The organism is Streptomyces sp. NPDC021080, from assembly GCF_044333225.1.
GTDB lineage: Bacteria > Actinomycetota > Actinomycetes > Streptomycetales > Streptomycetaceae > Streptomyces.
Genome location: NZ_JBIRQM010000003.1, coordinates 225,298 through 239,175 on the forward strand (window position 1 = coordinate 225,298; position 13,878 = coordinate 239,175).

General features: G+C 69.1%; 12 protein-coding genes and 1 pseudogene. 10 read left to right on the forward strand and 3 right to left on the reverse strand.

Going from position 1 to position 13,878, the window contains the following annotated elements; all coding sequences use genetic code 11:
* Positions 1-6: 6 nt before the first annotated feature.
* The 4 genes and pseudogenes from ACH4S8_RS08560 (at position 7) to ACH4S8_RS08575 (ending at position 4,730) form a co-directional block, all read left to right on the forward strand.
* Complete coding sequence (locus tag ACH4S8_RS08560) at positions 7-159, forward strand: hypothetical protein (protein WP_398391955.1); 153 nt, start codon at positions 7-9, stop codon at positions 157-159.
* A gap of 328 nt (positions 160-487) precedes the next feature.
* Positions 488-617, forward strand: a pseudogene (locus ACH4S8_RS08565) (DNA-directed RNA polymerase subunit alpha); the annotation flags it as partial.
* 485 nt (positions 618-1,102) lie between these two features.
* Positions 1,103-3,256, forward strand: a complete 2,154-nt coding sequence (locus tag ACH4S8_RS08570) for an ATP-dependent nuclease (RefSeq protein ID WP_398391956.1) — start codon at positions 1,103-1,105, stop codon at positions 3,254-3,256.
* Positions 3,249-4,730: a UvrD-helicase domain-containing protein gene (locus ACH4S8_RS08575; protein WP_398391957.1), complete on the forward strand. Its 1,482-nt coding sequence runs from the start codon at positions 3,249-3,251 to the stop codon at positions 4,728-4,730. Before ACH4S8_RS08570 ends, ACH4S8_RS08575 begins: the two co-directional genes overlap by 8 nt.
* Before the next feature lie 632 nt (positions 4,731-5,362).
* Here ACH4S8_RS08575 and ACH4S8_RS08580 read toward each other — a convergent pair.
* Positions 5,363-6,025, reverse strand: coding sequence for a hypothetical protein (locus tag ACH4S8_RS08580; RefSeq protein ID WP_398391958.1), 663 nt, complete (start codon positions 6,023-6,025; stop codon positions 5,363-5,365).
* 997 nt (positions 6,026-7,022) lie between these two features.
* Here ACH4S8_RS08580 and dhaK point away from each other — a divergent pair.
* The 3 genes from dhaK to ACH4S8_RS08595 all read left to right on the forward strand — a co-directional run bounded on the left by dhaK (position 7,023) and on the right by ACH4S8_RS08595 (position 9,126).
* Positions 7,023-8,015: a dihydroxyacetone kinase subunit DhaK gene (dhaK, locus tag ACH4S8_RS08585; protein ID WP_398391959.1), complete on the forward strand. Its 993-nt coding sequence runs from the start codon at positions 7,023-7,025 to the stop codon at positions 8,013-8,015.
* Positions 8,016-8,117: 102 nt separating this feature from the next.
* The gene (dhaL, locus tag ACH4S8_RS08590) at positions 8,118-8,717 is read left to right on the forward strand and encodes a dihydroxyacetone kinase subunit DhaL (protein WP_398391960.1); all 600 of its coding nucleotides are present in this window, start codon (positions 8,118-8,120) and stop codon (positions 8,715-8,717) included.
* Positions 8,710-9,126, forward strand: coding sequence for a PTS fructose transporter subunit IIA (locus ACH4S8_RS08595; RefSeq protein ID WP_398391961.1), 417 nt, complete (start codon positions 8,710-8,712; stop codon positions 9,124-9,126). The genes dhaL and ACH4S8_RS08595 overlap by 8 nt, the downstream gene beginning before the upstream one ends.
* 29 nt (positions 9,127-9,155) lie before the next feature.
* Here ACH4S8_RS08595 and ACH4S8_RS08600 read toward each other — a convergent pair whose 3' ends face one another.
* Complete coding sequence (locus ACH4S8_RS08600; protein ID WP_398391962.1) at positions 9,156-9,821, reverse strand: TetR/AcrR family transcriptional regulator; 666 nt, start codon at positions 9,819-9,821, stop codon at positions 9,156-9,158.
* Between the two features lie 176 nt (positions 9,822-9,997).
* Between ACH4S8_RS08600 and ACH4S8_RS08605 the strand changes: the two genes are divergently transcribed.
* Positions 9,998-10,762, forward strand: a complete 765-nt coding sequence (locus ACH4S8_RS08605) for an SDR family NAD(P)-dependent oxidoreductase (protein ID WP_398391963.1) — start codon at positions 9,998-10,000, stop codon at positions 10,760-10,762.
* A 142-nt stretch (positions 10,763-10,904) separates the two neighbouring features.
* Here ACH4S8_RS08605 and ACH4S8_RS08610 read toward each other — a convergent pair whose 3' ends face one another.
* The gene (locus ACH4S8_RS08610) at positions 10,905-11,615 is read right to left on the reverse strand and encodes a glycoside hydrolase family 75 protein (RefSeq protein ID WP_398391964.1); all 711 of its coding nucleotides are present in this window, start codon (positions 11,613-11,615) and stop codon (positions 10,905-10,907) included.
* Between the two features lie 365 nt (positions 11,616-11,980).
* Here ACH4S8_RS08610 and ACH4S8_RS08615 point away from each other — a divergent pair, with 365 nt between their 5' ends.
* Positions 11,981-12,970, forward strand: a complete 990-nt coding sequence (locus ACH4S8_RS08615; protein ID WP_398391965.1) for a fibronectin type III domain-containing protein — start codon at positions 11,981-11,983, stop codon at positions 12,968-12,970.
* 299 nt (positions 12,971-13,269) lie between these two features.
* The gene (locus ACH4S8_RS08620; protein WP_398391966.1) at positions 13,270-13,824 is read left to right on the forward strand and encodes a hypothetical protein; all 555 of its coding nucleotides are present in this window, start codon (positions 13,270-13,272) and stop codon (positions 13,822-13,824) included.
* Positions 13,825-13,878 lie beyond the last annotated feature (54 nt).

The window sequence follows — 13,878 nt, forward strand, 5'->3', positions numbered from 1 at the left end:
TTGATCATGTCCAGGAATCAGGTTGCGGCGGTGACCGGTGTGATCGTGCGAGCTCTCGCGAAGCGGTGGGCCGACGACAACGGCCTCACCAGGGGTCAGGCTGTGCTGCTCGCCTGGGCGGCTGGAGCCCTCGCGTCGGTGGCCGTCATGCATGTCTGATCCTTCCAACCGGGCGCTGCGCCTGCCGCAGGCGTCGTGCGCGGTGAAGTCTTCGCCGGATATGCCGATGCCCCCGGGAACCATGTGGTTCCCGGGGGCATCGGGTTGGGGTGGACGTGCATCAGATGGTGGCAGTATGTCGGCGCCGGTCTGTGTCGAGACAGACAAAGTTCCCGAAGGAGGCGCCCTCTTGGGACCTTGACAGTGATCAGTTCGTAGCCGCTCTACCGGCCAGCTGGTGGTCTGAGTCTCTTCCTCGGCTTCGGACTGTTTTCGTCATGCCGCGATGAGGGCATTGCCTCCAGCGGCAGTTGTCTTCTAACAATCTCAGGCGAAGCTGGCCAGCTTTGGCCTGAGCCTCAAAAACAGCCCGCCCGGATTCGACCCGCCCGCCGCCGACGCCCATCGGCGCGAGCGACGACACGGAAACCGGCTTCGTCGAGACCGAGCAGTACTGAACGCTGCGCCGCGCCGGTCATAGAGACACTTCGCGTACTGGGGCAGGGAACCTCCACACTGTTCCCTGGCCGCCGGGCGGTCTCGGCCGGGTCCGCGCCCGCGCACAAACCCGGCGAAGGTGGCCAGCGGCAAAGCGGCGCAGCTCCGATGCTTCACGTACAACCCGCCGCTCGGTCAGCCGACGGTTTCCGGCCCTGCCCGCCGGCAAGGAGCGGCCCGCGTAGGCCGGCCACCCGCCTCGATGCTTGGCGCCGTCCTGTGCTGCCTGCGGATCGCGGCGGTGGCAATGGTCCCGTTCGGGCAAGTCACCCTGGGGGACACAGCGTTCCGGAGGGGAATCTGCGCACCGCTGAGCGATGATGTCGACAGAGTGACGGAGTCGATCAGGGGGCCTGCCATGTATCTGAGTCGCGTCAAGGTGAGCGGTCTGCGTGCGAGCGCAGAAATACCAATGAGCTGCGACCTTCCGGGCAGGTTCAGTGTGATGATCGGGCCGAACGGCGCGGGCAAGACCACACTCACAGACGCGCTCTACCTCGCGCACCCAGGGAACCGGTTTCCGGTGCTCCCGAGGCCGACTTCAGCCGCGCTGGCATCCCCTGATGCCGGCGTCGAGCGCAGCATCGACATCACGTACAACCTGGCCGACGACCTCCAAGCCGAGGGGCGCCTCGGCCACGAGATACACACCACAGGGCACAGGCGGCCCGGTGGAGAAGCTGAATCCTGGAGTGTCTCCCTGCACCGACAACTGGGGACAGTCACCTCGCGCCTGACAAGCAGCCACGGCCTCGCCCGGAGGGTCGACCAGTTCAAGCTCATCTATCTTCCCGCCTGGCGTCATCCACTGGACGAACTGGCACGCCGCGAGGTGCGCATCTTGGTGGAGTTGCTACGCGCACGGCAGCAGGAACTCCATGGCAGCCGCAACCTAGTGGCTCTACGGGCCCGTGCCTCCCGACTATTGGAGGATCTAGCCAAGGACAGCCTGATCGACGCCGTTGAGGCCCGCATCGGCGATCAGCTGGGCAGACTGTCGGCTGGCGTGAGCCCACAATGGCCCTACGTGCGCGGCCAGGTCATCGACGACACCTATCTCGCCCGCGTCCTGGAAATCATGCTCGCCGTGATCGAAGGGCGTTCCGCAGCCCGTCCTCTGGAAGTTTCTGGCCTTGGGTACGTCAACCTGCTTCATATTGCCGTGACGTTGGCTGCCATACCTGATTCAACAGAAGTCCCCCTCGCCTCCGCGGACCCACCGGAAAGCAGCGACCACGAATCCCCGTCCGAGGAGGAGCAGGCGCGGCAAGCGTTCGAGAACTTAGCTCAAGCGCATGCTGAGGCGGCCTCCGAGGAAGACTCCTTCTTCTCCACGGCCCCGTTTCACGCAACGGTCATCATCGAGGAGCCTGAAGCCCATCTCCACCCTCAGCTGCAGCACTCGTTGGTCCGTTACCTGCGCAGAACCGTCAAAGCGCGCCCCGAGCTACAGGTGATCCTCACCAGTCACGCGACTGACATCATCACAGCGTGCGACCCTACGGAGCTCGTCGTCGTGCGTCGCACCGACCATGGAAGTGTGAGCCGCTGCGTCAAGGACGTGGTCCCGTCCCAGCATCGCGATGCCACGCTCCGCATGGCCAGATTGCACCTCGACGCGAGTCGTTCGTCAGCTCTCTTCGCCGAACGCCTGCTCCTAGTTGAAGGAGTTACCGAGGGCGCGGTGGTGCGCGAGTTCGGCTGGGCCTGGGCAGGCGACGATGAAGCGAAGCAAGCCTTCATCGATGCCCTGAGCATCGTCCCGATGGGCACCAAAGTCGGCCAGTGGGCCGCCCATCTGCTGGCGACACCGGGCAAGGAGCTGTGCACAAAGCTGGCCATCCTCCGTGACAGCGACAGCGACCTTCCCTTCGACAGCGCTCGCGACGTGCCCAAGTGGGCTGCAGAGCACGATAGGTCCGTAGTCCAGGTTTTCATCAGTCATCCCACCCTCGAGCCGGCGATCACTCCGGGCAACGAGAGCCTTGTCGCGGAAGCCCAACAAGCGGTCGACCCAAACCATCCATTGGCTGAAGTCACCGTCGACAGCGTCCGGTCCTACTTCGCCAGCCGAAGAGCAGGAAAGAACGGCGAGGAAGCAGCCAAGGAAGGCCGGGGTGCACGGCGTAAGGCCGAGTTCGCCCTCGCTCTCGCCGCAGTGCTCCGGGAAGCCAACGACACCGACCGCGAGGCGGCCGACGGCCTTTCCCTCGTGACGGTCCCCGAGCACCTCGAGGACCTCTTCGACTTCCTGTATCCGGCCGCCACTCCAGACACCACCGGCGATCTGACGTCCGAGGATGCCGCCATGGAGCCGCCGGGGTGGCTTACTCCCGACAACATCTGGGACAAGCTGCCAGACAACATCGAATCGGATGACGATCTCGACGACCCGGCATACTGGCCAGAAGTCGAGCCCATCGACGCAGAGCACGAGTTCGAGGCCGCGGCAGGCGAAGCGCAGGAAACCCAGAACTGGGACGATCTTCTGCGCTCACGTCCAATCCGGCAGAACCAGACAACAAGTCGTCAGCCAGGAGGCTGGCCCACACACGTGCAGATACCTGGTCCCTGGCCACAGGGACAGCACAATGCCTAGATCCAGCACAGGGCTTCACGCACTGACACGACAGCAGCTCACCGCAAGTGGCAGCCCGCACAGCCGCGTCTACGTCGAAGCGGCACCCGGCTCCGGAAAGACCACCGTGTCGGCCCTGCGATTCGGCCTGCACCGATTTGCCGCCCCCACCGACGCACGCGCGGTCGTAGCGGTCAGCTTCACCAGGTCAGCCACCGAGGAACTGCGAACGCGTGTCGCCCGGCAATGGGGGTCGGCATCACTGCGCTGGCCGCACCGTATCGTGACCCTGGACACCCTTCTGCGCGACCTGCTCTTCCACCTGCTCAATGAAGGCGTTCTGCACTGGCCAGGAGGACACACGGAAATTGACGTGTTGGACTCATGGCGGACAGCCCTCCCGACAAAACCCAGCCGCATAAAGCCCGTTCTGCGGGTCGACGGCGGCCACGTCGTCATAAGAACCGTCAACGAGCCCCAGACCGCGAGCCACCCATCAGCCATGCACTTCAAGGAAGCGGTCTCCGCTGGCGCATGTACCCATGACAACGTACGGGAGGTCCTTCAAGAGGCCCTCACAGCTGGTCCCGCACGCCGAGCACTGATCTCGTACTTCGAGACCTCGGTGCGCTCGTTGACGGTTGATGAGGTGTTCGACGCCAACGATCTGGACCGGGACATCTTCTCACTCGCTGCGTCAGCATCCAGCTCTCTCACCTTGGTCGGCGATCCGTGGCAGGCCCTCTACCAGTTCAGAGGCGCCCGTCCCGCTGCTATGGCGGCATACATAAGGGAGAACGGCTTCTCCACGCACTACCTGGACGACTCCTTTCGGTGGGGAACCGACAGACAGGCATGGCTTACGCGGCGCCTGCGACGACGCGTGCCCGTCACGCTGCCAGCCGGTTCTGCCCGCGATGCCGACATGGTCCTCGCACTCAAGTGGAAGGCACTGTGGGAGTGCGATCCGTGCGTCCTGCCCCTCGCCATCAAGCCTGGTGTCGGTCAGGTTCAAGAGGCGATCTGCACCCTGCTCCTCAATGAGATCGCGCAGAATGCGCTGGGCACACAGGCAGTATTTCTGCACGATGCTCTGGTCACGCTCGGGCTGGACAAAGAGGTGCTAGCAACAACGATCCGCCCCTGCCTGCAGGCCACGGTGGCTGACCTCAAGAACGGTCACCAACCGGCCTTGGTGTGGCAGAGACTGGCTCCCAGTCTCGCGGACCTCATTCCGGAGATCGCTACGACACAACTCGCGCGCAAACCGCTCCGCGCACTGGAGCGCCTACAACTCCGTCTCGCATACCACCAGTTGAGACCTGGCCTTACCTGTCACCAGTCCAAAGGGCGAGAGTGGAACACGGTAGCGGTCAAGCTGAGCCCGGCAGACGCCTCGGCCCTGGCGCACGGCCTCGACCCGGCACGGGAGGACCATCGCGCCCTGTACGTGGCGCTCACGCGTGCCCGCCTCAACACCTATGCCATGAGCTGAATGTGGCAGGTCGTGTGCACCGAGGCCGACCGTCGCGGGCGTGTCCCCACAGGGAAGAAGGAGTTGCTCCTCGGCGGACAGGCGGCCGCGAAGTTGCGCCAAGGCACCTCTGACCAATCCCCCAAGGGTTCCAAGAGGGCGGTTCATGACTTTTTGAGTTGTTCTGAGTTCGCCTGATGGTGTGGTCGGCGGGGTATTTTGGAGTCTCGGTCAGACCTCCGTCAGCGCGCCCCCGACAGGTGTGTGGACGCTGCTGACCCGGCTCTACTCAGGTCGCGGACCGCCCATGCGGCGGAACCGTGGAGGTCAGAGCCTGGCACACCGTCCGTCGGTGCACCCCGTACTTCTCCGCCGGAGTTCGCTGCGACATCTCCGGATCGAGACGCTTGCCCCTCCGGATCGCCGCGAACAGCTCAGCGCGCGACAAACTCACCCGGCCTCCCGGCACGACCGTGATCGACGCACACCCTGCCGTCGCCGGGCGACGGAGCAGCGCATTCGCTCCAAGGAGGGCACGCCGCGGACCTTCCTGTCGGCGTACTCGCGAACGTCGCCGGCCTTCGGTGCGGCGCTGGGTGCCGTTGGCGGATGCGGGTGGATCTCGCTGGGCACCCGGCTGGGCTGACGGTCTTCTATGGCCTGCTGTCAGCGCGGGGAGTGCCGTACCAGCGCCACTCGGTAAGGCGCGGCCGGCCGGGAAGTTCCGCGCGGCCGGTGGCCCAGAGGAGGGTTGGCCACCGGCCGGTATCGGTCGGGGCATCGGGGAAGAGCCGGTCCAGCACCCGGCCGCACAGGTCTGCGGGCGGGGTCCAGTCCAGGCCCAGACCCTCGGCGACGTCGTGGGTGTGCACCAGGGTCTCGACGATGCCCATCGCGGCGAAGCCTTCGGGGTCGGCGGGGCCGAAGACGTGATGTGCCCGGACCGTGGGGGGCGTCGTGCGGACAATTGCGGTCAGCAAGGCGCCGCTGGCATCAAGTACTTGCAGCAGACCTGCTGGGCCGGCCTCGCGGTCCGCGAAGACAGCATTCGCGGGGCCGCCCGGCCTCTTGCGGCTCCACGCGAACGGCACGTGGGTGTCCAGCGGCGGGCTCGCCGGGCTCAGTTGGACGGCGTAGGAGAACAGGTCGTCGGCCAGGTGCTCCACCGTCTCCCAACAGTCCCACTCCAAGGAACCGGCCTTGGCACTCCAGTCCGGCGCGGTCGCCCCGCGCAGAGCGGCGAGCGCCAAACGGACGGCATGTTCGACATCGGCCGCGGTAACCGGGCCGTTCGGTGATCCCCGTACTCCAGCCATGACGGGACCGTATCAATGATCACCCGACCCCAGTGAACCCGTGTTCGAGTTGAAGGCGGCAAGAGCCAGGCCGTTTCCGGTGAGTCTTTCGCGGCTCCGCCCGCAGTGGAGCCAGATCAACTTCTTACGCCGTGGAGCCACTTCCGGTCCGTGCAGTGGAGCTCAAAAAAGTGCTTACAAACAGGGTGCTCCGTGCTCGGGGTTGAAACGCGGCAGGTCCTTGTCGTCCTCCCCACCCCAATGTGGGAGTGCTCCGTCCACGGCCTTCACCCTGTCGGGGATCACGGCGCCCTCCCCAGCACCAACCGAATCACCGACATCGTGAAGACTGCCCTCGTCCTTCACCACGCGTCAGCGTGAGGCTGGAAAACGCTCACGGGTCGGATCCCACGGCGGTACTTGTCGTGGTCGCAGCCGCGGTCGGCCGACAACGCGTCGGGGCGTCGGCACGGTCTGCCCACCCGGCCCGCGATCGCCGGGATCTTGCCCAGCAGAGACAGAAGCCGGGTCACGCCGCCCGCCGTTTCCGCCGGTCAGCGACACCGCGAGCGGTATGCCCCGCCCGTCGACGATGAGGTGGCGCTTGCTGCTCGGACGTGCTCGGCAGACCGGGCTGGGACCGCTTTGGGGCCCCGCCGGCCAGCCTGCACGTGCGAGGAGCCGATCGCCGCCCGGAACCGGTCCAGCCCCGTCCCCCGCCCCAGACGTAGACGCAGAGAGCGGTTCCAGCATGCGCGCACATCCCCGAGCGTCCGCACGCGTGACCTTCGCTACCGCAAGGTCAATACTGGGAGTGACAGCCCTCCCACCGACTCACCTCTCACCACTCCACACACCTGACAGGCCGTCACTAAAGTCAGCATCGGGTCAGCATCAGTACCGCCAGAACCCGACAACGAGCGCCATGAAGCGTCAAGATCAAGAACCGTCCGCACCAGGCTTGACCAGGGAAAACGCAGGCCAGGAACCCTTCTGCTAATCTCACCGGGAGGTACCCATGAGGATGCTCATCAACGTGGCGGAGACGGTGGTGGCGGACGCGCTGCGGGGCATGGCGGCGGCCCATCCGGAGCTGACGGTGGACGTCGACAACCGCGTGATCGTACGCAGGGACGCCCCGGTCGAGGGAAGGGTCGCCCTGGTCTCCGGCGGCGGGTCCGGGCACGAGCCGCTGCACGGCGGATTCGTGGGCCCCGGGATGCTGTCGGCGGCTTGCCCCGGCGAGGTTTTCACGTCCCCCGTTCCGGATCAGATGGTGCGGGCCGCGGCCGCCGTGGACAGCGGCGCGGGCGTGCTGTTCATCGTCAAGAACTACACCGGCGACGTCCTCAACTTCGACATGGCGGCCGAGCTGGCCGAGGACGAGGGCATCCGCATCGCCAAGGTCCTCGTCAACGACGACGTGGCCGTCACCGACAGCTTGTACACCGCCGGGCGACGCGGCACGGGCGCGACGCTGTTCGTGGAGAAGATCGCGGGCGCCGCCGCCGAGGAGGGCGCGCCCCTGGAGGCGGTCGAGGCGCTGGCCCGGCAGGTCAACGAGAGCTCCCGCAGTTTCGGTGTCGCACTCAGCGCGTGCACGACTCCGGCCAAGGGCAGCCCGACGTTCGATCTGCCGGCCGGGGAGCTCGAGCTCGGGGTCGGCATCCACGGCGAGCCGGGCCGGGAGCGGCGCGCGATGATGACCTCGCGCGAGATCGCCGACTTCTCGGTGCACGCCATCCTGGACGACCTCGCGCCGCGCAATCCCGTGCTGCTCCTCGTCAACGGCATGGGCGCCACCCCGTTGCTGGAGCTGTACGGCTTCAACGCGGAGGTGCAGCGGGTACTGGCCGAGCGGGGCGTCCCCGTGGCGCGCACCCTGGTCGGCAACTACGTCACCTCCCTCGACATGGCGGGCGCCTCGGTGACCGTGTGCCAGGTGGACGAGGAACTGCTGCGTCTGTGGGACGCGCCGGTGAAGACTCCGGGGCTGCGCTGGGGCGTGTGAACCCGGGTCGGCGGGCCGGGAACGTCCACCGGATCCGGCCCAGCGGTCCTTGACCGACCATCAGGTCAACAGGTCGACATTCGTACCATGCAAGGAGATTCCGTGCTCGACGCCGATTTCTTCCGCCGCTGGATGACCGTAACCGCCGCTTCGGTGGACCGTGAGGCGGAGCGGCTCACCGACCTGGACTCGCCCATCGGCGACGCCGACCACGGCAGCAATCTGCAGCGCGGATTCGCCGCCGTGGCCGTCGCGCTGGAGAAGGACGCTCCGGACACTCCTGGCGCCGTACTCACCCTCGCCGGACGGCAGTTGATATCGACGGTCGGCGGCGCGTCCGGGCCGCTGTACGGCACCCTGCTGCGCCGGACCGGCAAGGCGCTCGGGGACGCCGCCGAGGTCACCGACGAACAGTTCACGGACGCGCTGCGCACGGGCGTGGACGCGGTCATGGCGCTGGGCGGGGCCGCGCCCGGCGACAAGACCATGATCGACGCTCTGGTCCCCGCGGTCGACGCGCTCGCCGAGTCGTTCGCCGCGGCGAAGTCCGCAGCCGAGGAGGGCGCGGTGGCGACGACGCCGCTGCAGGCCCGCAAGGGCCGGGCGAGCTATCTGGGCGAGCGCAGCATCGGGCACCAGGATCCGGGCGCCACGTCCTCGGCCCTGCTGATCGCGGCACTCGTGGAGGCGGCCGGTGAGTGACACCGAGGAAGGACTCGTGGGCATCGTGCTGGTCTCGCACAGTGCCGCCGTCGCCGCGTCCGTCGCCCAACTGGCCAGGGGCCTGGCCGGTGGTGGCACGCTCGCTCCCGTCGCGCCGGCGGGCGGCACCCTGGACGGGGGCCTCGGCACCAGCGCGGACGTGATCGCCGCCGCCGCGGCCGCCGTGGACCGCGGCGCCGGGGTCGCCGTCCTCGCCGACCTGGGCAGTGCCGTGCTCACCGTCAAGGCGCTGCTCGCCGAGGGAGGCGAACTCCCGGACGGCACACGGCTGGTGGACGCTCCCTTCGTCGAGGGCGCGGTGGCGGCGGTCGTCACGGCCTCGGCGGGCGCCGACCTCGCGGCGGTGGAGGCGGCGGCAGCGGAGGCGTACACCTACCGGAAGGCGTGAGGAGGGACCGGGGCGGGTGAGAACCGGGGTCAGGTGATTCCGGTCGCCGCGAAGGTCAGGGCCGAGCGGATGGTCCCGGCCAGTTCCGACCGGGCCGTCGCGGGATCGGGCTCCGCTTCGTCGGTGCGCCATGCGTAGTGCTCGACCGCCGCGCGCAGCGCCGCGTTGAGCATGGCGGCCTGGATCTCCGAGCGCAGATCGACGGCGCCGAGCCCGGCGCGATCGGCGAGCGCGCGGGCGAACACCGGCTCGGCCTCGTCATGGGCCTGGAGCCAGACGGCACGCAGTCCCGGCTCGGTCCGGGTGAGTCTCAGCAGCGTACGGACCCTCGGCGGCTCCGGCCGCGCCATCAGCACCTCGCCGTTCGTGGACGCCTGTTCCAGGGCGTCCTCCAGCGGAACACCCGCGGGCCAGGCCCGCAGCGCCGTGGCGATCGCGTCGATCCCGGCCGCGAACAGCGGGCTCACGCAGGCTTCCTTGCCCGGGAAGTAGCGCCACAGGGTCCGCGTGGACAGGCCGACGGCCTGGGCGATCTGGTCCCCGGTGGTGGCGGCCACGCCCTGGTCCACGAACAGTTCCACCGCGGCGCGGGCGATCTCCTGCCGGATCTCGGCCTTGCGTTCGTCGGTGAGCGGCGGCCGCCCGGTACGGCCGCGTCCCTGGCCGGGGTGTTCGCCGATCGCGCCGTCCGGCACTGATGACTCCTCGGTTCTCGGTTCCGTCCCTCGAATGCCGCCCGGGATCGCGGCTGCGGCGATTCTAGCGATCTCCGGATTCCCTCGAAGACTTTCTGTCATTCAGCGACAATAAGTCGTACTGTGGCGGCGCGCGGCACTTCGCCGACGCTCGTACACGCTTCTGGGAGAACGTCATGAGCAGCACGGAACCGGACGGCCGCAGTGTCATCGTCACCGGCGCCGGATCGGGCATCGGCCGTGCCACCGCCCTCGCCTTCGCGGCCCGGGGCGCACGGGTGGTCGTGGCCGATCTCAACGCCGAGGGCGCCGTGGCGGTCGTCGGCGAGATAGAGGCGGCCGGCGGCAGCGCCGTGGCCGTGACGGGCGACCTCAGTGAGCAGGAGGTCGTCGACCGCGTGACCGCGACCGCCGTCGAGCGGTTCGGCGGCGTGGACGTGCTGGTGAACAACGCCGGGATCATGGACCGCATGTCGGCGGTGGCCGAGGTCGGCGACGCGGAGTGGGAGCGGGTCATCCGGGTCAACCTCACGGCCCCGTTCATGCTCACCCGGGCGGTGCTGCCGCACATGCTCGCCGCGGGCAAGGGGGCCATCGTGAACACCGCCTCGGAGGCGGGTCTGCGGGGCAGCGCCGCCGGGGCCGCGTACACCGCCTCGAAGCACGGAGTCGTGGGACTCACGAAGTCCCTCGCCGTGATGTACCGGGACAAGGGCATCCGCGCCAACGCCATCGCCCCGGGCGGCACCAGCACCGGCATCACCGTGGACATCGAGGCGGGCGCCCACGGCCCGGCCGCCCTCGGCGCCTACATGGGCAACGTCGGCCGGCTCGCCGAGGCCGAGGAACAGGCCGCGGCGATCGTGTTCCTCGCCTCGGACGCGGCGAGCAACGTCAACGGCGTGATCCTGCCCGTCGACAACGGCTGGGCCGCCGTGTGACGCCGGTACGACCGAAAGCCGCCGACCGTCGCAGAAGGCCGTCGGCCGTCACCGGACATGCCACCAGTCGGCTGCCAGGGTCAGATGTCGGCTGCCAGGGTCTGATGTCAGGTGTCAGGTGCCAGCCGTCGAACGTCAACTGTCAGCCGTCACCCAGGAGTTTCCGGGCCAGCCTCTCCCCCGCCGCCACCGCCGCGGCGTGGTCCTGGATGGGTGACACCCGGGCGTTCTTGAACACGAGGTAGGTGACCCCGGAAGGCGTGCCGCCGCCGCGTGGATCGGGGCGCACCCCGAGCCCCACGGCCGTCGCGTACGAGGCCTCGCCGATGATGCCCTGCGGGCCGATGTCACCGACGACGGCGTACTGGACCCGGTCCCGGTAGATCACGGCCGCCACCGAGCCGGGCCCGATGCCGTGGTCCCGGTAGTCCCAGATGACGCTCGGCGCCGGTACGACGATGTAGGGCAGGGTCTCGGCGCTCAGGTACCGGCCGTCGGGCTGCTGGAAGGCGGTGGACTCGGAGAAGAGCGGGTCGGTACGGCTGTTGCACGAGGGTCCCGCTCTGCCGTCGCAGTCGATGTCCATGTCGGCCGTCCAGAAGACCGCGTCCGGGGCGCCGCAGACCGGGATGTCCGCACGGGTGCCGTCGTCACTGCGGTAACGCCCGTGCGAGACGGCGGTACAGCCACCGAGTTTCGCCAGCAGGTCCGCGGCCCGGACGGAGCCTTCCCGCACGGGTGCGGCGGAACTTCCGGGGCGGCCCGTGGTGGAGGTCGTGGACAGCAGCACCGGGGCCGAGGCGAGCAGGGCGGCCGCCGCGGCCCCGGCCAGCGTCAGCGACTGGACACGCACGATGGGAGACCCTCTCCTGGGGGACATGGACGCTCATTTGGCCAAATCTGGTGGGCCTTTGACGGCGCGGCCACCGGGAGGGGGCCGGACGGTGCACGGCCGCGCCCGCGGGAGTCGCACGGCCGAGGACTCGAGCCGGACCCGGCTCGGGCCGCTCGGCCGCACGCGTCGGCGCGGGATCGGCGACGACGGCGTTCCGCGCCGCGGGCAGGAACTCCCCTGACGATGGGGAGAGTTCACACCGCGCCGAGAATCGGCACGCATACCCCCGCGTCGGCCCGGTCGACGACGCCCACCCTCTTGATGTGGCCGCGTCACCCATGTCTTATAGGTACAGACCAATCCCGTCGAGGGAGGGCTGACCCGTGCGACGACGCATTCCCCCCGCCGTCCCGCGCGCGCTGGTGTGCGGCGCGCTGTTCGCGCTCGTCTCCTGCGGATGGGGTGCCCCGGAGTCCGGCCGGGACGAACGGACGCCTGCCGCGGCGACGGGCGTGACCGCCGCCGCGGGCAGCTCGACCAGCGTGCACGTCATGTGGAACCTGGCCACCGAGAACCCGAGGATCACCCGCTACGAGGTGTATCGCGGCACCACCAAGGTCAAGGAGGTATCGGGTTCGGAGCACATGGTGGACATCACCCGGCTCGAACCGTCCACCTCGTACGTCTTCAGGGTCCGGGCCCGGAACGCCGACGGGGTCCCGGGGCCGCTCAGCCGACCGGTGCGGGCCACCACCCCGGCGGCGGTCGCGGCCGACCGCACCGCGCCCACCCGCCCCGGGAGCCCGCGCGGGAGGGCCCTCGGGGGCCGGGCCGTGCAACTGTCCTGGACGAAGGCGTCCGACGCTCGGGGCGTGGTGTCGTACGACATCTACCAGGGCACGTCGAAGATCCACAGTGTGGGCGGCGCACAGACGGCCGCCGTCGTCACCGGGCTGCGGCCGAACACCGCGTACGTGTTCACCCTGCGGGCCCGCGATGCCGCGGACAACGTCTCCGCGCCGAGCGGCTCGGTCCGCATCACCACCGCGCCGGGGCCGGCGGACGACCGGAGCACGGCACCGGCCGGTTTCCGGGCGACGGCCCACCGGCGCGACGGGGCGTACTACATCGACCTGGCGTGGACCGCACCCGAGGTCGACGGGGTGGTCACGGAGTACCGGATCCAGCTCGACGGGCGCGGTGTGACCTCACTCGTCTGGGGCGGCAGCCCGCCCAGCGGCACCTGCACCTACAGCTTCTACATCGGCCGCGAGGCGGACGTGACGCACCGGGTACGGATCCGGGCGAAGCTGCCGGACGGCACCTGGGGCGCGCTCTCCGCGGAACGCTCCGTCACGACGGGCGGGAAGTGACGGGCGGGAAGTGAGGCGCCCCCGCGCCCGGTGACGGAGGCGGCGGCGCGGATCGCACGGAGGACGCGGGCCGCCGGTCGCGTCGACAGCGCATCGACAGCGCATCGACAGCGCATCGACAGCGCATCGACAGTACGTCGGCAGTGCGCCGGACGATGGAATTCGTCACCTGGCCGGTCCCCGTCCGCATGCGGGCCCCGGCCCGGGCGCATTGGCTCGCACCGAGGCAGTACGGGCCTTTCCAATCCTCGGTGGTGCATGGGATGTACCGCCAACCGTGCCGCTGGAGGGCAGTTCCTATGCGTACCACTCAGAGACTTCTCCGCTCCGGCCTGACCGTGGCCGCCACCGCTGCGCTTCCGCTCACCCTGGCCGCCCCGGCGGCCGTCGCCTGGGGTTCCGGGATCTCCGTGAGTACCAGTGGCACCTCGGTCTCGGTCACCACCAGCGCCTGCCCGAGCAACGGGAGCAGCTTCGGCAACGCCTCGCTGCTCTCCAGCGGGCAGACGAACTTCGCCCAGGGCCGCCAGATGTCGCTCACCGGGACGAGCGGCAACCAGTCGGCGGCCTGGACGGGCGTGAGCCCCGGGACGTTCACGGTCATCGTCGTCTGCCAGGACGGTACGACGGCGGGTACCCAGGCGATCGTCGTCGCCGCCAGCGTGGCCCCCGCGACCCCCACGATCTCGACGACGGTCTCCCCGTCGCCGTCGCTGGGCGTCATGGGCGGGCTGGGCGGAGCCGTGAAGGACTACGGCACGGCCACGGTCGTGGGCGGCGGAGTCCTGGTCGTGACCGGCCTGGGGGCGACGGTCTGGTTCCTGCGCCGCCGGTCCAAGCCCCACCGGCTCTGACCCGGGGTCCGTCGCGACGGACGGCCGTTCCGCCGGCCCCGGCCACGGACGGCC